The sequence below is a fragment of the Pelatocladus sp. genome, assembly GCF_059505505.1.
Map to the genome: position 1 here is coordinate 72238 of NZ_JCACKS010000192.1, position 23375 is coordinate 95612.

Sequence of the window (23375 nt, forward strand, 5' to 3'; positions counted from 1 at the left end):
TAAACCTAGTACAACAGTATTTTTTCTGCAATTAACATGTTACTAAATACACAACAAAATCAAGTTGTAAGTCAATTACTCACTCAACAACCCGATATAAATGGCAGGTTTGGTCAATTTGGCGGTAAGTATGTACCTGAAACTTTAATGTCAGCACTGACTGAATTAGAAACTGCCTTTAAGCAATACCGCACCGATCCACTGTTCCAACAGGAGCTTCAAGCACTGCTACGGGACTATGTTGGGCGTTCTACTCCCCTTTATTTTGCTCAAAGATTAACTGAGCATTATGCTAAACCTGATGGTACCGGACCACAAATTTATCTTAAACGTGAAGACTTAAACCACACAGGAGCGCACAAAATTAACAATGCTCTGGCGCAAGTGTTGTTAGCCAAGCGTATGGGGAAACAGCGTATTGTGGCAGAAACGGGAGCAGGTCAACACGGTGTTGCTACCGCCACAGTCTGCGCTCGTTTTGGTTTAGAATGCGTGATTTACATGGGTATCCACGACATGGAACGGCAGGCCCTTAATGTGTTTCGGATGCGGTTGATGGGAGCGGAGGTTCGATCTGTGGAAGCAGGAACAGGAACCCTTAAAGATGCAACTTCCCAGGCAATTCGGGATTGGGTGACAAATGTCGAAACAACCCACTATATCTTGGGTTCAGTTGCCGGACCCCATCCTTATCCGATGATGGTGCGAGATTTTCATGCAGTAATTGGTAAAGAAACTCGCGCTCAAGCAATTGATAAATGGGGAGGACTACCTGATATTCTTTTGGCTTGTGTGGGTGGAGGTTCCAATGCGATTGGACTGTTTCATGAATTTGTGGATGAACCTTCAGTGCGCCTAATTGGTGTTGAAGCGGCTGGTGAAGGTGTTAATACAGATAAACATGCAGCAACTTTGACTAAAGGAAGAGTCGGAGTTTTACATGGTGCTATGAGTTATGTATTACAGGATGAAGATGGTCAAATTGTTGAAGCCCACTCTATCAGTGCTGGGTTAGATTATCCCGGAGTTGGACCTGAACACAGTTATTTGAAACAAATAGGACGTGCTGAATATTACAGTGTGACAGATCAACAGGCGCTACAAGCATTTCAACGCCTTTCACAACTAGAAGGAATTATTCCAGCACTGGAAACAGCCCATGCGATCGCATATTTAGAAACTCTTTGTCCACAATTGGTTGATAGTCCCCGAATTGTGATTAACTGTTCAGGGCGAGGTGACAAAGATGTACAAACAGCTATCCAATTTTTAAACCCTGCTTAAATGAGAACATAGTAATTTAGGAAAAATTGTTACTGAAATATGGTTGCAACATCTGTGGTTGAAACAAATTCAACATCTCATAACTCTTCCAATTGGAGTGAGTTATTACAACAACTGTTAGATCGTCAATCGCTGACAACTGAGCAAGCTAGTGAATTAATGTACGGCTGGCTGACAGATGCTATTCCTCCTGTTTTATCTGGGGCAATTTTGGCAGCAATCCAGATGAAGGGTGTGTCTGCACAAGAGTTGCTGGGTATGGTAAAGGTTTTGTACTCCCAGTCATTACGACCAACACTGCGGGATGTAGTTGTTGGTGATTCTCCACTCATTGATACCTGTGGTACTGGTGGAGATGGAGCATCAACATTTAATATTTCCACTGCTGTGGCTTTTGTCACTGCTGCTGCTGGTGTAAAAGTTGCAAAACATGGTAATCGTTCTGCATCTGGTAAAACCGGATCAGCAGATGTTTTGGAAGCTTTAGGGGTCAATTTAAAAGCAAGCAGTAAGAAAGTTCAAGAGGCTGTTGATGCAGTTGGTATAACTTTTTTGTTTGCACAAGATTGGCACCCTACTTTGAAAGTTTGTTACCCACTGCGGAAAACACTAAAAGTACGTACAGTCTTTAACTTGCTTGGCCCTCTGATTAACCCATTGCGACCAACAGGACAGGTCATAGGTGTTAATAATCCAGGATTGATTGAAACCTTTGCTCTAGTCTTGCATCAACTGAGAATTCGTAAAGCGATCGTACTTCATGGACGAGAGAAATTAGACGAAGCAGGTTTAGCTGATATTACTGACTTGGCGATCATATCAAAGCAACATTTGCGCTTGCTTGAACTTGCTCCTGAAAAACTAGGAATAAACCCAGCTCCAACTACTGAGCTAAGGGGCGGCGATGCTCAGGAAAATGCCAGAATTCTCCAAGCAGTTCTTCAAGGTAAAGGTACTCCAGCACAGCGAGATATAGTAGCCTTAAATACAGCTTTAGCACTTTTCGTTGGTGAAGCAATTCCGGAAACAGGAGATGATATAAGTACCTTTGCAAAAGGTGTGACTCTTGCTAAAGAGGTCATTGCAAGCGGGATTGCTTGGAGAAAATTAGAACAGCTTGTTGAATTTCTGCGCTAAAAAGTTTCAAAGAAGGACTGCTTTATGACTGCTGAAAACCGACTAATTTTAGTACGTCACGGTGCTAGTGAATGGAGTAATCAAGGGCGTTATCAGGGACATCAACCTGTACCATTGAGTTCTCTAGGATTAGAGCAAGTTTATGCTTTAACAAAAGAACTGCGTCAGTATAATCCAGAGCGAATTGTTAGTAGTGACTTGCAAAGAGCGCGACAAACTGCGGAAATTATAGCTAAGGATCTGATGCTGGAAATTCACTATGATGCACGGCTGCGTGAGCTAGACTGTGGAAATTGGGCTGGATTAACTGAGAAGCAGATTGAAGTATTAGATTCTAAAGCTGTTGTCGAGTTGCGTTCTGGCCGCGATATCCCTAGAGGTTCTGGTGAGAGGATGGCAGATTTAATAGTGCGTACTTGCGCTGCATTGGCTGATTGGGTAAATGATAATTTCTCCGGCATACTCATATTTGTTGCACATGCTTATGTCATTCGGGAAATTACGCAAACTCTGTTAGGTGGAAATTTACCTAATAATCAATTACCGAGTTTAGGTTCTTATACTTTACTCAATTACAAAACAGGAGGTAAATGGATATTAGAAGGGTATGGAATTGTACCCAATAGCAGTTCTTCTTTAACTACTGTAAATTGGTTGCCAACATTTTGAAACAATACTAGTAATCTGTCACAATCGCTATGATGGGTTCGTAGTGAGTTCAAAGGAACTTCCAGAAAATAAATTATCCCAAAAAGATCAAGAGACAGTATTTATTTAATAATGATAATCATTACGAGAGAGTGAGAAATGGGTTGCCGGCGGCAACCCATTTCTCACTCTAACCCTCTTCTGTAACTTTGTTTTGACTCATAAATCACGTCATAATCAAATGCTATACTTTCCACGGTGATAACTTCCGACTTCTTACTTCCAACTTGGAGATGACATCTATCCAAAAGACTTACCTGCTATTTTTTAGTTTGTCGAACTCACGTTAAAAAATAACTCTACTGCGGAAAGCCCTCTTGATTTTGGCGAAGATATTGCATTGTATAAATATTTTTCCACGAATATTGTAATATTACTTAATTAGAAAATTTGTAAAGAAAATTAATTTCTCAAACCAATTCCGTTTTTAAGTGTTAATAGTTAGTTGTATAGGTTTGGTGAATTTATCCAACAAACAACAAAATTAGCAGGAATTTAGGTTGAAAACTAGTCTTATTGTTAATTGACATTTTATTGAACTTGTGGTCTTTTTAACTGGGACTACTAGAACAGAAATTTAGTCGAGCAACAAAGGATAAGGTATCAAAACATTACAATATTTAAAGATGTATGATTGACGACCTAGATCTTACTCTAGAAGAATTACTTAAGCGATCGCTACCACCAGATTTAGTCCGGCAGGTGAGCATCAGTTTTGCTACACCAGACCCTCAGTTTCCGCCTTCTTCGGTCACTTTACCTGCAATTAATTTATTTCTTTATGATGTGCGAGAAAATCGGGAACTCCGCAACAACGAATGGTTAGTAGAACGCCAGAGTAATGGTAATGCCATTAAAAAGCCCCCTTTGGTCAGGGTAGACTGTTCCTATTTGATCACTGCTTGGACTAGTCAAACTTCCCCTACCCCAATTCGAGATGAGCATCGTTTGCTAGGGGAAGTGATAAAAGTGCTGTTACGCTACCCAACATTGCCATCTGAAGTTCTTCAAGGAAATCTGGTAGAACAGGAGCTACCACTACCCACTATGTCTCTCCAAGCAACTCAACTCCAAAGTATAGGAGAATTCTGGCAAGCACTGGGAGGCAAGCCAAAAGCGGTGTTGAATTACACTGTCACGATGAGCGTGGTGGCTCAAGAACCACTAACAACACCCTTGGCAACGGAATCGCAGATTAATACATAGGAGGAATAGGTTGTGGTGTCGCAGTGGTTGTTGATCGAGCCAGTTAGACATCAAGTTGCGATCGCAGGACGCGTAACTAATGTCCAAACAAACAAAGCCATTAGTAATGTTGAAGTCATGATTAGCAAAGCACCAGAGGCTTTTAGCAACTGGCTTAATCTCAAAGCTTTACAGTATGAAGAACACTGGCAAAAGATGATACAACGCCCCGACAGAACCAGAACTACTGTTGATGGTCATTTTCACTTTTTGGACTTACCCGATGGCCAATATAGTTTGACAGCTTCTATGGCAACCACCAGCAGACGCTACGGTACTGCTGAGGTGACAGTGGTTGTATCTCGTGAGCATCAGAACAGAATTGTCATGGCTACGGCTGATATTGCTTTACCAGCTACCACTGTTAAAGGTAAGATATCTGATCAGAATGGTGATCCCGTAATTTTAGGAGAAATCCGGGTAAATAAAAGCGCAGAACGCGCCTTTAGCAATCAACAAGGGCAGTATCTACTGATGGGTCTTGAAGCATCAGAGAAACAGGAACGAATTATATTAGTTTCTGCCCCTGGATACGATATTGCTTCTGGGAAAGTACTGCTTAATCAAGCTGGCATAGAGAAGACTTTAGACTTTGTTTTGAAAAAAAGAAATAGTGTGTAAATGGCTAGAAAAGCTTGTCAAGCTTGCATTTCCAAATTGTAAACAAGTTTCCTTACAGCAGCGATCGCAACAAATAGATCAAATAGATAAGTTAACCTCTCCGTTTTGCAAATCAGTCATTGATCAACCAATTTCAAACGAAGGAAAGAATCTCATGCCACAAACAACTTATCTTTCACCTGGAGTATATATTGAGGAAATCCCCTCTGCAATTCAACCCATTGCAGGCGTAGGTACTAGTACCGCAGGATTCATCGGAGTTACACCGGATGAGATTACTATTCCCATCGCTGCGGGAATTAAAAAAACAAATATAGAAATTGGACAAGGAGATGGCAATACAACGACCTTTGATTTACCAGATCAGTTAGTCAGCAAAGCCAAGGGGACATTTCAATTTAAAGTTAACAATGTTGTCAAGCCAGCCGAACTTCAGAATAAACCAGATTCTGATGGTGTTGTTCAAGTCAAGTTTGCTGAAGCTCCCGCAGCAAATGCAAAGATTACAGGTAATTACGTTTTGCTGGTCTTCCAGGTGAAAAATGAACTGATTGGTCAAGGAAAAAATAAAACAGACGGTTCACCAGAAGACACTTTTTCACTGCAACAATATCCAAATAACAAAAGCGATACCAAGACATTTAAATTCCGGGTTAATGGTAGTCCCCAAGAAGCCACCTTCGTTGATGATAGCAGAGATAACAACGGCAATCCTATAGCTCAGGTCAAGTTTACTTCAGCACCACCCGTAGGCAGTATTATCACAGGTGACTATCAAGCTAACTTTCCTACTTTCAAGGTTGTACCAGTTGGTGAGGTGAAACTCTGTACAAACTTCAGCGAGTTTAAGAAATTCTTCGGAGACTTCTCCACAGATCCAGGTCAAAATACCCTAGCTCAAGCAGTCTATGGATTTTTTAATAACGGTGGAACTCGCTGTTATGTGATGCGGGTAGATCAGCCAAGCAAAATTACTGCTGACTTTCTCAAGCAAAAATTTGAACCCATAGATGAGATTGCTATTGTTGCTGCTCCTGGTATAATAGACAACGCTGTTATTAGTTCTATTACCATACATTGTCAACAGGAAACTCAAGATCGTTTTGCAATTTTCGATAGTCCAGAGGAGGTTGAAGACCTCAGCTCACTTGATCCACAAGGTGGTGACAACAACATCCTACCTGATTTCTCCAACTACGCTGGCTACTACTTCCCTTGGATTCAAATTCTCGATCCTGCTGCCAAGACACTTAATCCAGAAGGTGATGGACGTATATACGTACCTCCCAGTGGTCATATAGCTGGGATCTATGCGCGAGTAGACAATACTAGAGGGGTGTTTAAAGCTCCTGCTAACGAAGTTGTCTTAGGTGCTTTAGGTTTAAAGCAAAAAATCAGCAAAGCTCAACAAGCAGGACTAAATCCTCAAGGTGTCAATTGTATCCGTGATCTCAATGGCAATATCCGCGTCTGGGGAGCGCGCACTTTGGGCGGTGATGCCAACGGGGAATACAAGTATATCAATGTCCGTCGCACAATGCTGTTTTTACGGGAATCTATTGATCAGGGAACCCAGTGGGCAGTTTTTGAACCCAATGACACCAAATTATGGGCAAAAATTATACTAAATGTTACTGCTTTTTTAACAATTGTTTGGCGCAACGGCGCTTTGTTTGGCAATACACCCCAAGAAGCGTTTTATGTCAAGTGTGATGAAGAGACTAACCCACCTGAAATTCGGGAACTGGGTCAAGTAATTACAGAGATTGGAGTAGCAATTGTTAGACCAGCAGAATTTGTCATCTTCCGCATTAGTCAGTGGACTGGGCCTAGCAATCAATAGAAAGTTTATAAAGTATTTAGATAATGCTTGATTATCAAACTCCCGGTGTTTATTATCTAGAGCGCGTTCAACCACCAGAGCAGAAACTCCAAACAGGGGTGCCTGTATTTTTGGGTTATACCACAACCGTTCCTGAAGATCATCAAGGCAATAAAAAATTTAACGAACCCCGACCCCTAACTATCTGGGCCCAATTTGAACGGTATTTTGGTAAGCCAGCAGTCAACAGCTATTTACCTTATGCTGTGCGTGGCTTCTTTCAGAACGGCGGGAGTTTGTGCTATGTCGTTCCTCTGCAAGAGGATATCTCACCATCAGCAGCATTACTAGCAGGATTGGAGGCGATCGAACCACTTTACACCATCGATCTTGTTTGCGTGCCGGATATTATGCGATCGCCGAAGGCGGCTCCTAAAGGAGCATCGCCACCACCAGGAAACTGGACAAATGATCCCTGTGCGCCAGATATCGAGCGATCGCCAACATCAGAAAACTTACCACCAGAGCTTGAAACTGTATTAACCATGCAGTCTGCGGTTTTAGAACATTGCAATCGTCTAGGCGATCGCTTTGCCATTCTTGATTCTCTACCCAATGCCAATGCCCAACAAGTACTTGCTCACCGAGAAAGACTCCAAGAACGCAATGCAGCCCTTTACTATCCTTGGATTCAAGTTCAAGATGATTCCTATCTCAAAAATGTTCTTGTTCCACCTTGCGGTCATATTGCAGGTATCTATGCTCGCACTGATCAGAATATCGGTGTCCACAAAGCACCAGCAAATGCAATTGTCAACGATGTTCTAGAATTGCAAGTTAACCTGACAAATAATCAGCAAGGGCCACTGAATATAGAAGGTATTAATTGTTTACGTAACTTTCCTGGTCGAGGGATTTTGGTTTGGGGCGATCGCACCCTCAGCCATGATCCCGACTGGACATACATCAACGTGCGGCGGCTGTTCCTCACCATTATCCGTTGGATTGAGTGGAACATGCTGAGTGTTGTATTTGAACCAAACGATGCGACTTTATGGAATCGGATTGGACGGGAACTGTCTACTTATTTTAATGAGCTGTTTCGACAAGGAGCGCTTAAAGGTAGCACAGCAGAAGAAGCTTTCTACGTGAAATGTGATGAACAAACTAATCCACCAGAACTGCGGGAAGCAGGACAAGTAGTTACAGAAATTGGGATTGCTCCCATCCTTCCTAGTGAATTCATCGTTGTTACCATCTTCCATGGCAAAACAGGGATTACCATCACTGGTGTTCCCAAATTTGGTTAATAAATTCAGGAGGTTAAATTATGGCTGGCGATCGCAAAGATCCATATAAAGTCTATAACTTTGAATTGGAGATTGGCGGGAAACGCGCTGGATTTCAAGAATGCTCCGGTCTAGATTCTAGCCAAGACCCGATTGAATATAGAGAAGGTAACGAAAAAACCCTGACAGTCCGAAAATTGCCTGGTCTGGTTAAGTATTCCAATATCAGCCTGAAATATGGGATTACAGAGGACACATCACTTTGGGAGTGGCTGACAAAAGCAGTCACAGGTAAAGTTGAGCGCGTCGATGGCACTATTTCTTTATTAGATGATACAGGCGCATCAAAATTAAAGTGGAAGTTCAAAGCCGGCTGGCCAACTAAATGGACAGGAGCGACGTTTAATGCCACTAGTAACGAAGTAGCAATTGAAACTCTAGAAATTGCCCACGAGGGTATAGAAAAAGGCTAGATATTGACAACTAAGAGGCATAATGCTGCAAACAGAGTTTCCTTTCACCTTACCCCAAGGTTATATCGACTCGGAGGGCAACCTCCATCGCGAAGGTATGATGCGATTAGCCACAGCCTACGATGAGATCGAGCCACTAAAAGATTACAAAGTGCAAACAAATCCTGGTTATCTCGTCATCATTCTGCTAGCGCGAGTCATTACCAAACTAGGTAACTTAGAGCAAATTAATACCAAGGTCATTGAGAACTTGTTTGCTGCTGACTTTGCTTTCTTGCAGGATTTCTATCTCCGGATTAACCAAAACGGTAATAGTCGATTACTAGTGGAATGTCCTCATTGCAAAGGTGAATTCGAGGTAGAAACAGCCAGCCTGGGGGAGTCATGAGCTATCCCGCGGACAAATTATCTGCGGAGATAGCTTATATTGCCTATCATTTCCACTGGGACTATGAGCGAATTATGTCCTTGGAACACCCAGAACGACAAAATTGGGTGAGTCAGATTGCCAAGATTAACCAGCAAATCAACAACTCAATCACATAGAGGAGTTTTAACCTATGGCTATAGGTATTGGTGCGCTAGGGATTACCATTGACCCGTATACTGCCTTTAACTTTTCTGTCGAGATTAATGGATTGATAGTTGGTGGATTTACTGAGGTTAGTGGTCTACAAAGTCAGATAGAAGTCGAAGAATATAAAGAAGGTGGGGAAAATAGTTTTACCCATAAGTTACCTGGTAGGACAGTTTATTCAGAGAACCTCGTTTTGAAACGTGGTCTGACAGACATCGAAGCTTTATGGAAATGGTATGAAGATGTGACAAAAGGCATCATTAAACGCAGAAATGGCACAATTTACTTACTTGATCAACGAGGATTACCAGCAATGTGGTGGGATTTTCGGCAAGCTTATCCGGTTAAGTGGAGTGGCCCGGAATTTAAATCAGACAGTGCTACTGTCGGTGTCGAGACATTAGAACTGGTTCACCAAGGTATAGTCAAACCAACAGCAAGTAGTGTGACATCTACTGTGCGGGGAGCAGCTGGAATTGCAACGCGATCGCTTTAGTAATGGCTTATGGAAACCAAGTACCCATCGACTCCCAATCAAAATTGGCAAGATGCTGTAGAACCACGACTCATGAAGCGGGTTCAGCGTCCACTAGTGCAATTTGGTGTAAGTGATAATCAACTTGCTCGTGCTATCCAATCTCGGACACGACGAGTAAGTCACCGTTTGCCATTGCTAACAAAATTGATACAGCCTTGGATTGATAATATTGGGTATTTTCAGTTTCAACTCAACCCCAACGACCATATACTAAGCCTGCCAGACTTTGATTCTAGCTATGAATTGCCTGATATAAATGCTGCATTCGATTCTCAATCCCCTGCAAAAACTTCGATTCCAATTCAACTTTTATCTAATAATAATACTGAAGAAATAACCAAGAAAAGAGTTCCTAAGTTTACTCTCATTACCCAAGCAAAACATCAACCTAGTCACCATAAACAACCTTTATCATCTCTAGATTTAGCTGAAGATGAAAATCATACATCTAGCACAAATAACCCCAAACAAAATATCTCATTATCCCCAGGTGCGATCGCAACTAGTCAATCAATTCTAAGTCCCAGACAAGAACCACAAAAAAACGCCTCATCACCATCACCATCTGTAATCAAAAACAGTGAACTTGCTGCAAATACTTCACAGACAACACCAAAACTCGATTTAGAAAACCAACTACAACGCCGACTTTTTCGTCCAATTATCCAACCAGGATTACTCAACTTTAAATTAGCCGATGTTGTTCAATTACGGATGCTCCCTTTAAGCGATCGCTTACCATTACTAACACAATTAGCTCAACATCAGCCTCATAAACAAAATTTACAAATCCAGAAAAAGTCTGATGATCAGATATATAGATTGTCAGACTTTGATTCAAGCCAAGATTTAACTAAATCTGTGAATTCTCAAGCGATCGCCAAGAGTATTGTTTCAGACCCAGAAGCTAACAAGGTCAATATTTCAGATGTTAACTCAAACTTGAAGACAGCCAAAACAACTATTATCCCAATTCAAAGAAAACATCAAAATATTGCTAATGTTGAGCAATTCAGCACAAATGACCCCAAACAAAATATCTCATTATCCCCAGGTGCGATCGCAACTAGTAAACCGATTCTAACTCTGGGACAAGAACCACAAAAAAACACCTCATCGGTGTCACCATCTGTAATCAAAAACAGTGAACTTGCTGCAAATACTTCACAGACAACACCAAAACTCGATTTAGAAAACCAACTACAACGCCGACTTTTTCGTCCAATTATCCAACCAGGATTACTCAACTTTAAATTAGCCGATGTTGTTCAATTACGGATGCTCCCTTTAAGCGATCGCTTACCATTACTAACACAATTAGCTCAACATCAGCCTCATAAACAAAATTTACAAATCCAGAAAAAGTCTGATGATCAGATATATAGATTGTCAGACTTTGATTCAAGCCAAGATTTAACTAAATCTGTGAATTCTCAAGCGATCGCCAAGAGTATTGTTTCAGACCCAGAAGCTAACAAGGTCAATATTTCAGATGTTAACTCAAACTTGAAGACAGCCAAAACAACTATTATCCCAATTCAAAGAAAACATCAAAATATTGCTAATGTTGAGCAATTCAGCACAAATGACCCCAAACAAAATATCTCATTATCCCCAGGTGCGATCGCAACTAGTAAACCGATTCTAACTCTGGGACAAGAACCACAAAAAAACACCTCATCGGTGTCACCATCTGTAATCAAAAACAGTGAACTTGCTGCAAATACTTCACAGACAACACCAAAACTCGATTTAGAAAACCAACTACAACGCCGACTTTTTCGTCCAATTATCCAACCAGGATTACTCAACTTTAAATTAGCCGATGTTGTTCAATTACGGATGCTCCCTTTAAGCGATCGCTTACCATTACTAACACAATTAGCTCAACATCAGCCTCATAAACAAAATTTACAAATCCAGAAAAAGTCTGATGATCAAATATATAAGTTGTCAGATTTTGATTCTGAAATTAATTCACCTGAGTTAGCAAGTAAATTTACTTTGAATGGCGAAACTTTTCTCACTCAACAGCCACATCGTATTAACCAGACTAATAAGCCAAGAGGATCAGCGAATTCACGAAAGCTGAAGGCTAACAAACCAATTATTGTTCAAGCAAAAATCAAGCATCCATTTACACATCAAATGCTTGTGGAGATGGATAATCATGTTAACCTACCATCTGCATCTGTCATCAGATTAAAGCGAAATAGCACAACTACGATTCCTGCCCAGGCAATAAAGCAATTTATTGATCAACAAAAAACTTTATTACCATCATCAGTTGTGACTCAAAATAATGGGCTTGCTTCTAGCAGCATTCCCATGAATGCAAGAGAACAAACAGCACAAAAAAAATCCAACTCTACCCCTAATCACCAAGTACATTCATCAGAACAAAAACTGCAACGACGACTCCAACGCCCCCTAATCCAATCAAGTATAATTGGCTCTCAACTGGTACGTATTATCCACACACGAAAGCATCAACTAACTAATAGTCAACCACTGTTAGCTCAGTTAGTCCAGCGCCAGCATAGTAGATATAACAATCAAACTCAGTTAAATCTAAAAGTGGATGTAGAGCGATCGCCCCAGGAATTTCGTCACCCCAGTGATTTAAAAGTGATAGCCACTGAAGATTCCTCTCCCACAAACCCCTCTAAATTTCAGGTAATCAAAAGATCACAGCCTCACGAACAGCCAATGGCGATCGCATCACCCAGACAAAATAGCTCCAATTTTACACAACAAAGTTTGCAGTCTGTCAAACCAATGACTGTTTCTAGAAGCAAATTTTCTGGTTTTTCTAATTATGCAGACATCGTCGATTCCCCAAGATCAGCAAAACCTATGACAGCAATTTTACCGCCAAAAGACCATGTTGTGGAGACACAAAGCCTTGCACCTCAACAAAGAACTGTAGTTCCCACAAATGAAAATAACCGAAAAATCCAACGCTCAACAGTACGCCCTTTAGTGAAGGAAATAAACAGGAAAAAGCTGCCTAGCTCTCCTATTATGCCCTTAGTTGTCTCTAATTCATCACTTTTTGAGAAATCAAAAGCGAGATTACAACCAACCAATTTAGTTATGTCTGGAACTCACAATTCCTTTATCAATCGCGCTCAGGCAAGTGCCACCATACCCAGCAATTCATCACAAATGAAAGATACTCAATCTCATACTAATAATCAAAATAATTCAGTGAGAATCAAAGAGTCTGATCGTGAGAGTGCGATCGATGTAGATGATTTAGCAGATCGAGTGATGCAGAAGGTCATGCGACAACTTGCCATAGAAAGTGAACGACGAGGAGGATCGCAATGGCCTTAGAAAAGTTAAAAATCATCCCAGAAATTGGGGCAGAAATTACTGTCTTGTTTAATCCCAATGAAATTACGATTGACAAAACAGCCAATTGGTGTTTAGCTCCTACCGATCAATCAGATGTGCCAGAATCTCAATTTACTCATGGTGAGCCAGCACAATTGACCATGAACCTACTATGCGACACCTATGAAGCAAAAACCGATGTCCGCACACACGCTGATAAAATATTTGACCTGACGACTATCCAGAAACACGGTTCATTACACCGCCCACCTTTATGTAAGTTGATGTGGGGAAAGTTTGACTTTAACAACTTTCAGTGGGTGCTGACGAATTTAAACCAACGCTTTACCTTGTTTCTGGATAACGGTACACCTGTACGTGCTAGCCTCACATGCACTTTTAAACAATGGCGCTCAGATCAACAGGACGCTAAACTGACAAATAAGCAATCACCAGATGTAGCTAAGGCACGCATTGTTAAAGATAAAGAGAGAATAAGCAATATTGCTTATGAAGAATATGAAGATCCAAGCCTCTGGCGGGCGATCGCTCAAGCAAACAATATTGATAATCCTACCCACTTAAAACCAGGTACAGTACTGGCAATTCCGGCTTTACGTCCTAATTCTTCATTGGGAGGTGACATCTAAAACATGCCAAATTTAGGTGATAAGCAAACAATAGTCCCCGATTTTCGTGTGTTGATTAATGGCACTCCTATCCCCATCGAGGTATCAACTGATCTGATGACTGTTGTCGTCAATGAAGATATAGGAGTACCCAGTATGTTTACTCTCAAACTTACTAACTGGGATATCCAAAAGCAAAAAGTAACTTGGTCAGACGATGAACGTTGGTTCAAAATAGGCAACGAAGTTGAAATTCATATGGGTTATGTAAATAACCTCAAAAAACTGATTAACGGTGAAATTACTGGAATTGAACCAGAATTTTATGTGAATGAGGCTCCTAGTGTAATTGTTCGCGGTTATGATCGCCGCCATCGTTTAATGCGTGGACGTTATACCCAGGCTTTTCTTGAGAGGACAGATAGTCAAATAGCCAGCGCAATAGCCAGCAGCAAAGAGGTGAACTTAAAACCCAAAGTAGAAGACACAAAAGTAAAGCTGGATTATGTCTTACAGCACAACCAAACTCACTGGGAATTTTTGCAGGAACGCGCCCAACGTATAGGCTATGAAGTGGTTGTAGAAGACAAGATCCTTTATTTCCGACCTCATCAAAATGCTGATAGTCCGGTGTTAATGCTAGACCTCGACACAGACTTAATGGAGTTTTATCCTCGCCTGACTACATTACCGGAAGTTGGACAGGTTAAGGTACGTGGCTGGAATCCCAAGAAAAAAGCAGAAATAGTTGGTTTAGCTAAGGCCGGGGATGAAGGTACAAAGATGGGTGGTTCTACTACTGGCCCTACGGCGGCTAATAAAACCTTTGGTTCTGGTATTAACACCAGCGTCAAGCGACCTGTATTCAATCAAGGAGAGGCAAATCAAATCGCCTTGGGACATTTAAAAGACATGGCGCTGGAATATATCACTGGTGAGGGAACTTCCATTGGTCGCACAGATTTACGAGCTGGTAAAGTCCTCAACATTCAAGGTATCGGTAAACGTTTTAGTGGCAACTATTACATGACTTCAACTACCCACACCTATTTACCAAAACGAGGCTATCGCACCCGTTTTACTGTCAGGAGAAATGCAACATGATTGATGTTAGTCTGCTCGCAAATCTTTTACACTCCGATGATCAAGGTAGTCGTTTTTACGGTGTAACTGTCGGTATTGTCACTAATAATAAAGACCCTGAAAGCTTGGGACGCGTCAAGGTTCGTTTTCCTTGGTTGTGGGATGAACAAAAAAACATCGGTGTCGATAGTCACTGGGCTAGAGTAGTAACTCCGATGGCTGGCAATGATCGAGGGCTTTACTTTTTGCCAGAAGTGGAAGATGAAGTTTTAGTTGCCTTTGAACATGGACTGGTAGAGTTTCCCTATATTTTGGGGGGTTTATGGAACGGTAAAGATAGACAACCAGAAAACAATAATAATGGTCAAAATAACAAGCGTACGATCAAGTCTCGCAGTGGCCACATTATTAGCTTCGATGACACCAAAAACAAGGGAAAAATCGAGATCATAGATGCATCAGGAAATAACAGCATCACCATCAGCACAGATGATAATGCGATCGCCATTGTGTGCAGAACTGGCAAGCTCAAACTCAGCGCCCAAGGGATTGAAATTAGCTCTGGTGGAGGGATTGATATCAAAGCCAAGGGCAAATTAAACATCAACGGTAGTGTGGTGAATATCAACTAAACCGATCAGATTTGATTTTTGAAAAATAATTTTGAGGAGGAAAATTGCTAGAACGGCCAGCAGCTAAACAAGGCGACCAAATAGTGGCTATGGATACCCATATCGTAATGGTTCCTAGTCCAGCAGGCCCCGTACCAACACCATTACCTCATCCTTTTAAAGGCATCATTAATGGTAATCTCAGCCGCAACGTCAAAATTATGGGTATGTCAGCAGCAACGGTGGGTAGCACGGCGGATAATATACCGCCCCATATTCCCACGCCACCGGGGACTTCTTTTCTAAAACCACCAATTAATAAAGGTACTATTATCACCGGCAGTGCAACTGTCAAAATTAACGGCAAAGCAGCTGCTCGTACAGGCGATCGAGCTAGAACTTGCAACGATCCAGTAGATTTGCCAGTAGGTAATGTTGTGGCTGCGGGTACTGTATTCATCGGTGGATAACAGAGGGTGTATTCATGAATACTAAATTTCTGGGTGTAGGTTGGGAGTTTCCTGTGCAATTAAACAAACATGGGGAAATCACCATGGCCTATTACGAAGAAAGTATCCGTAAAGCAATCAGAATGATTCTAGAAACTGCTCCTGGAGAACGGGTGATGCGTCCAGACTTTGGCTGCGGTATCCACAATTTCGTTTTTGCGGTTAATAGTGCGGGTACTGCAACTAGGGTGGCAAGTGAGGTCAGCGAATCTCTGATTAAATGGGAACCTCGGATCGATCTAATTAATGTAAATGCCTTTGGTGATCCTGACAAAGCTTACATATTGCTGATCTCTATCGATTATCGGGTGCGTGCTACTAACAACGAATTCAACATGGTCTATCCATTTTATTTGGAATATCAGGATATATTGAATTTATGAAAGTTCCAGAGATTGACAAACGCAACTATGACGATATTGTTGCGCGTACGCAAACCTTAGTTAAAGCTTTTACAAGTGAGGTGAAGCCGACATTTGAAGCACTCAAGGGTCGTACTCTCAATCAAGATATTACTAACCCTGAAACGGGTAAGATAATTCCTGCTGGAACTTATATAAATGATGATTTAGCCGAGCAAATCAGTGAAATTAAAGCTCTGAAGCTGGTAAAAGTAAAATCTTGGCAAGCATCTGAAAATAATGATGCTGGTTCAGCGCTGATCCATATCTTTGCGCGGATGGCGCAACTTGCGATCGCTCGCCTGAATAAAGTACCAGAGAAGAATTTTCTGGCTTTTTTAGATTTGATTGGAATTCAAATCCAACCACCCCAACCAGCCAGAGTCCCCTTGACTTTCCATTTAGCAACTGGTAGTCCTCTTGATGCTTTTGTTCCTGCTCAAACTCAAGCGATCGCCCCACCAACTGAAACCAAACCAGAAGAAATTGTTTTTGAGACTGATGGCGATTTAGTTGTCACCCCGTCCCAATTGACGGCTGTGTTTGTGCGTAATCCTCTTCGCGATCGCTATGGTGATTATACAGAAGCCGCTCAGGGTTTGAGTGATCAAATATTTCCTGCTTTTAGTGGCGATCGCCCGATTATTCACAGCTTTTATGTAGCCAATAACGAGCTATTTTTATTACCTAATGAAAAGACTATTACCCTGACGATTCACTCACCTGATGCCGAGCAACTCGCACAATTGCCGATTTCTTGGTATTACTGGGATAGTAATAATCTGATTCAAGATTTAATTGTTACTTCCTCCCTTGTGGAAAATAACCAATGGCAAATCTTGATCACAAATTTCCCAGTCCTGACGGAGCAAACAATCAACGGGGTCAAATCTGCATGGTTAGAAGCTCGACTCAAGACTGATTTGTTACCAAACTCTCAATTACCAAAAATTAACTATATTAGTGTTCAGGTAAACATTCAGGATAGTGACTTAGCCCCTGACCTTGGATTTACTAATTTCTTGGCACTTGACCTAAGTAAGGATTTTTATCCTTTTGGTACACAACCAGTCTTTAACGATACTCTATACCTGGCTAGTCAAACAGCATTTGCCAAACCCGGAGCTAAGGTGACGTTAAATGTGAAACTTAGTGAACCTCCACCGTTACCAATTAATCCTACGACAGATTTAGAAATTGCCTGGGAAGTTGGCAATGGTCGTGTTTGGGAGCTAGTAGGTAAGTCAGTTCCTCATAGTTCTGGGAGTAATTCTGGCTTGATTGATACGACTCAAGCTTTTACTAAAAGCGGCAAAATTGAATTTACTCTACCCTCAGAAGTTGGCTTAGAAACAGTCAATGGACAAAGCAATTATTGGATACGCGCTCGGATTATTAAAGGTAACTACGGTACGGGAACGGCTCTGACTCAGACATTTACACTAGCCACATTAAGTGAAAATAGTCAAGATACTGATCCCAACGAGAGAAAAATAATTAAACTCACTAGTGTGCGGGGTTTCTTACCAGGTGATCGCATTCAAATTGCTTCTGGTGGAAATAACCAGGAAGATGGTGAAATCGAAAGCATTAATTTGGCCGAAAGTAAATTTACCCTGCGTGCAGCCCTCACTCAGGATCACCCTATCGGCACAAGTGTGATTCTTTGGAGTAACTCAGTCTTAGGCCCACCATCGATCGCATCTCTCACCCTGAGTTATGACTATGAGCAGAGTGCTAGTGTATCTGCCTGTCAGACTTACAATGATTACACATATATTGACCGTACAGCCGTAGCAACTCAACTAGACTCTTGTTACTTTCAACCCTTTACCCCTACAACCGATACACAACCAAACCTCTACCTGGGATTTGACAAACCTTTCTCTAACCGATCCGTTACACTTTATGTTGGTTTAGAGACATTACTTTACCAAGCAGAAATATCGTTCAAAAATCAAAATTTAACTCAAGAACTAGCCCCAATCAACTGGGAATATTTCGGTTCTTCAGGTTGGATTTCTTTGCAAGTTCAGGATGAAACTCATGCTTTTACTCAACGAGGTTTGATTACATTCACGGATTTGCAAGATATTCAGCCTCGGACAGAATTTGGTCGCAACCTTTATTGGTTACGTGCTTACCCAAAAGATGATAAACACCAAAATTTACCACCCGTGCGACACCTGCGACTAAATACAACTTGGGCTACTCAAGTAATCACAATCGAAAATGAAATTTTGGGATCTAGTAATAGTCAACAAAATCAAGTCTTTCGCACAACCAAAACACCTGTATTAGACAAACAACATCTGGAAGTGTTTGAGCCTCAGATACCTTCACCAAAAGAACGGGACAAAATTATTGAACTTGAAGGTAAGGATGCGATCGCACCGATTTTAGGTTTTGCTGGTGAATTGGAAGGTGTTTGGGTACGTTGGCATCAAGTACCAAATTTTAATGCTTCTGATACATGGGATCGTCATTATATTCTGGATCACCTGACTGGTGAGGTGAGATTTGGTGACGATCAACGAGGAATGATACCGCCCCAAGGTCGCAACAATATCCGTATGACTTACCGGACTGGTGGCGGTGAAAATGGTAACTGTCCAGCAAAAACTATTGTTCAACTTAAATCAGCAGTACCCTACATCGACAGTGTTACAAACTATGAAGCTGCTGGTGGTGGTGCTGATGCAGAGACACTAAATGCTGTCAAAGAACGGGGTCCCAAGACACTCCGTCATCGGGGTAGAGCTGTAACTGCTCAGGATTTTGAAGATTTAGCTAAAGAAGCATCTCCTGCTGTTGCCAAAGCCAAAGCGATTACTCCTGCTCAAAAAAATGGTGTTGGTCTAGTTGAGTTGATCATCGTACCCCGTAGCCAACAGCCTCAACCTATTCCCAGTTTGAATCTACTGGAAAACGTAGCCAATTACATTCGCGATCGCTGTGCGCCAACTCTGGACTTGCAAACCTATGGCCCGGATTGGGTTGCTATTAGCGTTAAAGCAGAGGTAATACCAGTGTCTTTAGCAATGCTGATCAATCTTGAGGCAAGTATAGTCAATGCTTTGCAAGACTTTCTGCATCCACTCACTGGCGGTTGGGAAAAACAGGGATGGCCTTTTGGTCGCACACCGCACAAGTCTGATTTTTATAGATTGCTGGAATCGATTGACGGTGTAGATTGTGTCAGGGCTATGTCTGTGGAGGAGAGCCAGCAATCAATTTCAGCTAGGTGTTTAGTCTTCTCTGGCAATCATATCATCAATGTCACTGCACCATCACCGGAGGAAGCCTAATTATGACCTTACCTTTACCAAACCTAGATGATCATACTTACGCCGAACTCGTAGAAGAAGCTCGCTCTCTGATTTCTAATGTCTATCCTGAGTGGACAAACCATAATCCGACAGATACAGGGATCATTCTGATGGAATTACTGGCTTGGTTGACAGAGATGAAGCTTTATCAAATCAACCGAGTACCAGATCAAAATATTGTCAGTTTTCTCAAACTGCTCAACGGCCCAGAATGGAGCTTTCAGGGAAATTCGCCAGAAACAGATCAACAAACCAAAGCTTTAAACGCAACCATCCGCAAGACGCTTGTGGATTTACACGAACGCTACCGAGCAGTTACCTGTGAGGATTTTGAATACTTAACAACTCATCAATGGCCTCAAACAGCAGCAGCAAAAGACTTGGGTAATCAAGGTAAAGTCAAGCGATCGCACTGTATCGCCCGACGTAACCTCACTTTTGCCGATCCCAAAGCACGACAACAGCCAGCACCAGGACATGTGAGCCTAATTGTAGTACCTGATTCCAACAGCCCCACACCCAAGCCAACAAAGGCTTTATGCCAAAATTTATGGACATTTCTGGATGAGCGCCGTTTATTGACTACACGACATCATGTAGTAGAGCCGCAATATGTACCAGTAAAAATTACAGCAGAATTATTCATTGTAGAAGATGCATTACCAGACAAAATTTGCAAACAAGCTATGCAAGATATTTGCCAATTATTCCATCCTTTAACTGGAGGAACAGACAGTCAAGGTTGGCCCTTTGGACGGGATATATACGCATCTGAAGTGTATCAATTACTAGAAAACGTCGTAGGAGTAGATTACGTAGAAGCAGTTAAATTACATACACAAGAAACTTGGCGGTTGAATAGGGCGCGTAGCGACACACTTATGAGCATTACTTTATACCCAGACGAATTAGTAACTGTGGAGGTAAATAAGAAGTCTTTTGAGATCAAGACAGCTGGTTGAGCCTAAATTAGGTAATATATATGACAAATAACATCCCACCTACACAAGTAAGTAACTATTTACAATATCTGCCAGCCATTTTTCAAGAAGACGTAGACCAGTACGGAGTCAACTTTATCGGTCGCTTCCTACTGGCTTTTGAGAAAATCATCACAGGTTTGGGAGATGTTGATGAACCTGGAATAGAAGAAATCCTCGATGGAATTACTGATTCTACTACTCAAGAATTGTATCTGGCTGGTATCTATCGTTACTTTGAACCCGGAGCCGATTTGCCTGCTCATAAGCGATCGCCACCCGAATTTATAGAATGGCTGGCCAGTTGGGTAGCTCTCAATCTGCGCGAAGATTGGGAAGAAGAAGACAAGCGTCGCTTTATTAGCCATGCAGTTACTTTGTACCGCAAGCGCGGGACAAAAGCTGGTATCAAAGAAATGCTCAAGATTTACATTAGTCCAGTTGCTGAGATCTATGAATTTCATGAGCCTTTACAAGTAGACAGAATTTCTACTGTGGGTATCGATACTATTCTTGGCGACGGTTTACCCCACTACTTCTTGGTCAAAATCTTTTTGGCTAACTTTGGTGAAGAAACTTTTAACACCTGTAAACGCCAACAAAAGCTAGCAAGAGCAATTCTTGACCAAGAAAAACCAGCTCACACTTATTATGACTTTGACATCGAAGTACCGTTGATGCAAATTGGAGTACGATCAACGGTAGGAATAGACACAATACTTGCATCCCCAGCATCTGAAGTCCCAGCGATCCAAATCGGAATGTATTCCACAGTCGGAGTTGATACTTTGCTGGGAACGTTAATCCTTGGAAAATTTAACAGTTAAACTATTACATAATCAGGATTACAAACATGACAGATAATTATGATGTAGAAAAAAGACTACGTTATTTTAATGGTCAGTTCTTAAATAATTATGACTTTACTGACGAACAGAAATATCACATAGATCGACAACGAAGACATAATCGACTACTGCACACACCAGGTATTGCTGAAGGTCTGGAAATTATTGCTGAGTGTAACTCACACCATATAGAAGTGCGTCCTGGTACTGCTGTAGATCAGCAAGGTAGACAGATTGTTTTGGCTACAAAACAAGTGAAAAGTCTCAGAGATTTTGGGTGTGGTAAAGTTTATGTAGTAATCTCCTATCATCAAGAACCATCGGATCTGGCCACAGTCGGAGCAAGAGACGAGACACGCTGGCACGAACATCCCAAAATCGAGATATTAGAAGATAGTGACGAAATTGAAAAAGGCGATCGCATTCCACTAGCTTGCTTAGTTCTCGGTGATGGTGGCAAAATAGAACACCATCATGATCATGTCCGTTACCATGCTGGCGTTCGCATCAGTCCAGAGGTAGATTTACGTAAACTCACTTTCTCCAGTAAGAGTGTGCATTGCAGTTGCTGGCCAGAACTTCATTTTGGTGCGGCTCACCGTATTGATCTTATAGGTAGTCTCTATATCGAAAGACATCTTGGTATTGGAGTAGATAATCCCAAAAATAGATTAGATGTCAAGGGTGGAGCAGTCATTGGTGCAGATTACTGCGAAAGACAACAAGCTCCAACAGATGGTCTTTTGGTAAAAGGTAGAGTTGGTATTGGCAATAATAGTCCAGGTTCAAGCCTAGAAATCGCCGGTGAAACCAGAAACGACAATTATTCCGCGCTGAATGTTACCGACTGTGATGGTAAAAGTCTTTTGTTTGTTAGAAATGATGGCAATATCGGCGTTGGGACAACACAGCCCCGTGCTAAGTTTCATGTTAGTGGTGGAAATATCCGACTCGACCCAGATAGTGAATTATTTTTCGCCGACAACGGACAGATTAGAAGCTTAGACGATAACCACAGGATTTTGTTTAATCGTTCCCAAGATCAAATGGAGTTCAGAGAAAGAGGGGATCTCATTTTTTCCCCTGGAGCGATCGATGGAACACAAACCGCAAAAGCCGTCATTTTAGGTAACGGTAATGTTGGTATTGGCATAAAAGAACCAAATGTGAAGTTGCATGTTGAAGGCGAGATTCGGGGTAATCTTGTTACTGGTACAGGTAGTGATTATGCTGAATGCCTTCCTAAACTCCAGCAAGATGAAGTGATTGAAGAAGGCGATATTACTGGAATATTTGCAGGCAAAATTACTAAGAAAACTAATGGCGCTCAGACTCTGATGGTAATTAGTAGTCGGCCCATGGTTATTGGTAATACACCTACCCAAGACAAGAAACATTTGTATGAAAAAGTTGCATTTATGGGTCAGGTGCGGGTTAAGGTTAGAGGCAAAGTTCAAGCAGGTGACTATATTATCCCATCTGGTTTAAATGATGGAGTCGGTGTAGCAACATCAACCCAAGAAATTAATCCTACCGCCTATGCTCAAATTGTGGGTAGTGCTTGGGAGTCATCCCAAGAGGAAGGTGTAAAGTTAATTAATGTATTAGTCGGTCTTCAGTCCAGTTATTCTTGGGTTGGACAGTTAATGGCTGCAATGCAGAATCAACAAACCGAAATTGAATCTCTCAAGAGCGAAATTGCTTCTCTTCACTCTCAAATAGAAACAACTGCTGCACAGCCGAAACACATCGAAGAAATAGAATCTCTTCAGAGTGAAATTGCTTCTATTCAAAGCGAGATTATATCTCTCAAATCTATTAGAGAACAAATTACTCCCAATCACCAAACCGAAATTGAATCTCTCAAACACGAAATTAATTCTGTGAAAACAGAACTAGAACAAATTACTCCCAATCACCAAACCGAAATTGAATCTCTCAAACACGAAATT

The 23375-nt window shown here is 41.5% G+C and carries 20 protein-coding genes and 1 pseudogene; all 21 read left to right on the top strand.

Features of this window, described 5'->3' with window-relative positions:
- The first annotated feature begins 36 nt into the window (after positions 1-36).
- Complete coding sequence (trpB, locus tag AC5JMK_RS14725) at positions 37-1284, top strand: tryptophan synthase subunit beta (protein ID WP_495910426.1); 1248 nt, start codon at positions 37-39, stop codon at positions 1282-1284.
- A 39-nt stretch (positions 1285-1323) separates the two neighbouring features.
- Positions 1324-2421: an anthranilate phosphoribosyltransferase gene (trpD, locus tag AC5JMK_RS14730; RefSeq protein WP_495910427.1), complete on the top strand. Its 1098-nt coding sequence runs from the start codon at positions 1324-1326 to the stop codon at positions 2419-2421.
- A 24-nt stretch (positions 2422-2445) separates the two neighbouring features.
- Positions 2446-3090: a histidine phosphatase family protein gene (locus tag AC5JMK_RS14735; RefSeq protein ID WP_096679552.1), complete on the top strand. Its 645-nt coding sequence runs from the start codon at positions 2446-2448 to the stop codon at positions 3088-3090.
- 669 nt (positions 3091-3759) lie between these two features.
- On the top strand, positions 3760-4335 hold the full coding sequence (locus tag AC5JMK_RS14740; RefSeq protein ID WP_096679554.1) for a Pvc16 family protein: 576 nt from the start codon (positions 3760-3762) through the stop codon (positions 4333-4335).
- 12 nt (positions 4336-4347) lie between these two features.
- Positions 4348-4995, top strand: a complete 648-nt coding sequence (locus AC5JMK_RS14745) for a carboxypeptidase-like regulatory domain-containing protein (protein WP_495910428.1) — start codon at positions 4348-4350, stop codon at positions 4993-4995.
- Positions 4988-6838: a phage tail sheath family protein gene (locus AC5JMK_RS14750; protein ID WP_495910429.1), complete on the top strand. Its 1851-nt coding sequence runs from the start codon at positions 4988-4990 to the stop codon at positions 6836-6838. The genes AC5JMK_RS14745 and AC5JMK_RS14750 overlap by 8 nt, the downstream gene beginning before the upstream one ends.
- A gap of 23 nt (positions 6839-6861) precedes the next feature.
- On the top strand, positions 6862-8127 hold the full coding sequence (locus AC5JMK_RS14755) for a phage tail sheath family protein (RefSeq protein ID WP_495910430.1): 1266 nt from the start codon (positions 6862-6864) through the stop codon (positions 8125-8127).
- Between the two features lie 20 nt (positions 8128-8147).
- A complete protein-coding gene (locus AC5JMK_RS14760) occupies positions 8148-8579 on the top strand; it encodes a phage tail protein (protein WP_495910431.1) in 432 nt (143 codons plus the stop codon).
- A 22-nt stretch (positions 8580-8601) separates the two neighbouring features.
- Positions 8602-8967 (top strand): hypothetical protein, encoded by a 366-nt coding sequence (locus tag AC5JMK_RS14765; RefSeq protein WP_096679562.1) that lies wholly within the window; start codon positions 8602-8604, stop codon positions 8965-8967.
- On the top strand, positions 8964-9125 hold the full coding sequence (locus AC5JMK_RS14770) for a DUF6760 family protein (RefSeq protein ID WP_495910432.1): 162 nt from the start codon (positions 8964-8966) through the stop codon (positions 9123-9125). The genes AC5JMK_RS14765 and AC5JMK_RS14770 overlap by 4 nt, the downstream gene beginning before the upstream one ends.
- A 14-nt stretch (positions 9126-9139) precedes the next feature.
- A complete protein-coding gene (locus tag AC5JMK_RS14775) occupies positions 9140-9652 on the top strand; it encodes a phage tail protein (RefSeq protein ID WP_495910433.1) in 513 nt (170 codons plus the stop codon).
- A gap of 9 nt (positions 9653-9661) precedes the next feature.
- Positions 9662-13033 (top strand): hypothetical protein, encoded by a 3372-nt coding sequence (locus AC5JMK_RS14780; RefSeq protein ID WP_495910434.1) that lies wholly within the window; start codon positions 9662-9664, stop codon positions 13031-13033.
- A complete protein-coding gene (locus AC5JMK_RS14785; protein ID WP_096679568.1) occupies positions 13024-13683 on the top strand; it encodes a CIS tube protein in 660 nt (219 codons plus the stop codon). Before AC5JMK_RS14780 ends, AC5JMK_RS14785 begins: the two co-directional genes overlap by 10 nt.
- A gap of 3 nt (positions 13684-13686) precedes the next feature.
- Entirely contained in the window at positions 13687-14766 is a 1080-nt protein-coding gene (locus AC5JMK_RS14790) for a phage late control D family protein (protein ID WP_096679570.1), read from the top strand.
- Complete coding sequence (locus AC5JMK_RS14795) at positions 14763-15377, top strand: phage baseplate assembly protein V (protein WP_096679572.1); 615 nt, start codon at positions 14763-14765, stop codon at positions 15375-15377. The genes AC5JMK_RS14790 and AC5JMK_RS14795 overlap by 4 nt, the downstream gene beginning before the upstream one ends.
- 44 nt (positions 15378-15421) lie before the next feature.
- Positions 15422-15826, top strand: coding sequence for a PAAR domain-containing protein (locus AC5JMK_RS14800; RefSeq protein ID WP_495910435.1), 405 nt, complete (start codon positions 15422-15424; stop codon positions 15824-15826).
- Positions 15827-15840: 14 nt separating this feature from the next.
- Positions 15841-16248, top strand: coding sequence for a GPW/gp25 family protein (locus AC5JMK_RS14805; protein ID WP_096679573.1), 408 nt, complete (start codon positions 15841-15843; stop codon positions 16246-16248).
- Complete coding sequence (locus AC5JMK_RS14810) at positions 16245-19574, top strand: putative baseplate assembly protein (protein ID WP_495910436.1); 3330 nt, start codon at positions 16245-16247, stop codon at positions 19572-19574. The genes AC5JMK_RS14805 and AC5JMK_RS14810 overlap by 4 nt, the downstream gene beginning before the upstream one ends.
- Before the next feature lie 2 nt (positions 19575-19576).
- Positions 19577-20557, top strand: a complete 981-nt coding sequence (locus tag AC5JMK_RS14815) for a baseplate J/gp47 family protein (protein ID WP_495910437.1) — start codon at positions 19577-19579, stop codon at positions 20555-20557.
- A 20-nt stretch (positions 20558-20577) separates the two neighbouring features.
- Positions 20578-21402 (top strand): phage tail protein, encoded by an 825-nt coding sequence (locus AC5JMK_RS14820; RefSeq protein WP_495910438.1) that lies wholly within the window; start codon positions 20578-20580, stop codon positions 21400-21402.
- Positions 21403-21428: 26 nt separating this feature from the next.
- A pseudogene (locus tag AC5JMK_RS14825) lies at positions 21429-23375 on the top strand (hypothetical protein); the annotation flags it as partial.

What these genes read in the sequence shown, in the direction of transcription:
- trpB (WP_495910426.1), top strand. Translation starts at nt 37, where the DNA reads ATGTTACTAAATACACAACAAAATCAAGTTGTAAGTCAATTACTCACT.
- trpD (WP_495910427.1), top strand. Translation starts at nt 1,324, where the DNA reads ATGGTTGCAACATCTGTGGTTGAAACAAATTCAACATCTCATAACTCT.
- AC5JMK_RS14735 (WP_096679552.1), top strand. Translation starts at nt 2,446, where the DNA reads ATGACTGCTGAAAACCGACTAATTTTAGTACGTCACGGTGCTAGTGAA.
- AC5JMK_RS14740 (WP_096679554.1), top strand. Translation starts at nt 3,760, where the DNA reads ATGATTGACGACCTAGATCTTACTCTAGAAGAATTACTTAAGCGATCG.
- AC5JMK_RS14755 (WP_495910430.1), top strand. Translation starts at nt 6,862, where the DNA reads ATGCTTGATTATCAAACTCCCGGTGTTTATTATCTAGAGCGCGTTCAA.
- AC5JMK_RS14760 (WP_495910431.1), top strand. Translation starts at nt 8,148, where the DNA reads ATGGCTGGCGATCGCAAAGATCCATATAAAGTCTATAACTTTGAATTG.
- AC5JMK_RS14765 (WP_096679562.1), top strand. Translation starts at nt 8,602, where the DNA reads ATGCTGCAAACAGAGTTTCCTTTCACCTTACCCCAAGGTTATATCGAC.
- AC5JMK_RS14770 (WP_495910432.1), top strand. Translation starts at nt 8,964, where the DNA reads ATGAGCTATCCCGCGGACAAATTATCTGCGGAGATAGCTTATATTGCC.
- AC5JMK_RS14775 (WP_495910433.1), top strand. Translation starts at nt 9,140, where the DNA reads ATGGCTATAGGTATTGGTGCGCTAGGGATTACCATTGACCCGTATACT.
- AC5JMK_RS14780 (WP_495910434.1), top strand. Translation starts at nt 9,662, where the DNA reads ATGGAAACCAAGTACCCATCGACTCCCAATCAAAATTGGCAAGATGCT.
- AC5JMK_RS14785 (WP_096679568.1), top strand. Translation starts at nt 13,024, where the DNA reads ATGGCCTTAGAAAAGTTAAAAATCATCCCAGAAATTGGGGCAGAAATT.
- AC5JMK_RS14790 (WP_096679570.1), top strand. Translation starts at nt 13,687, where the DNA reads ATGCCAAATTTAGGTGATAAGCAAACAATAGTCCCCGATTTTCGTGTG.
- AC5JMK_RS14795 (WP_096679572.1), top strand. Translation starts at nt 14,763, where the DNA reads ATGATTGATGTTAGTCTGCTCGCAAATCTTTTACACTCCGATGATCAA.
- AC5JMK_RS14805 (WP_096679573.1), top strand. Translation starts at nt 15,841, where the DNA reads ATGAATACTAAATTTCTGGGTGTAGGTTGGGAGTTTCCTGTGCAATTA.
- AC5JMK_RS14810 (WP_495910436.1), top strand. Translation starts at nt 16,245, where the DNA reads ATGAAAGTTCCAGAGATTGACAAACGCAACTATGACGATATTGTTGCG.
- AC5JMK_RS14815 (WP_495910437.1), top strand. Translation starts at nt 19,577, where the DNA reads ATGACCTTACCTTTACCAAACCTAGATGATCATACTTACGCCGAACTC.
- AC5JMK_RS14820 (WP_495910438.1), top strand. Translation starts at nt 20,578, where the DNA reads ATGACAAATAACATCCCACCTACACAAGTAAGTAACTATTTACAATAT.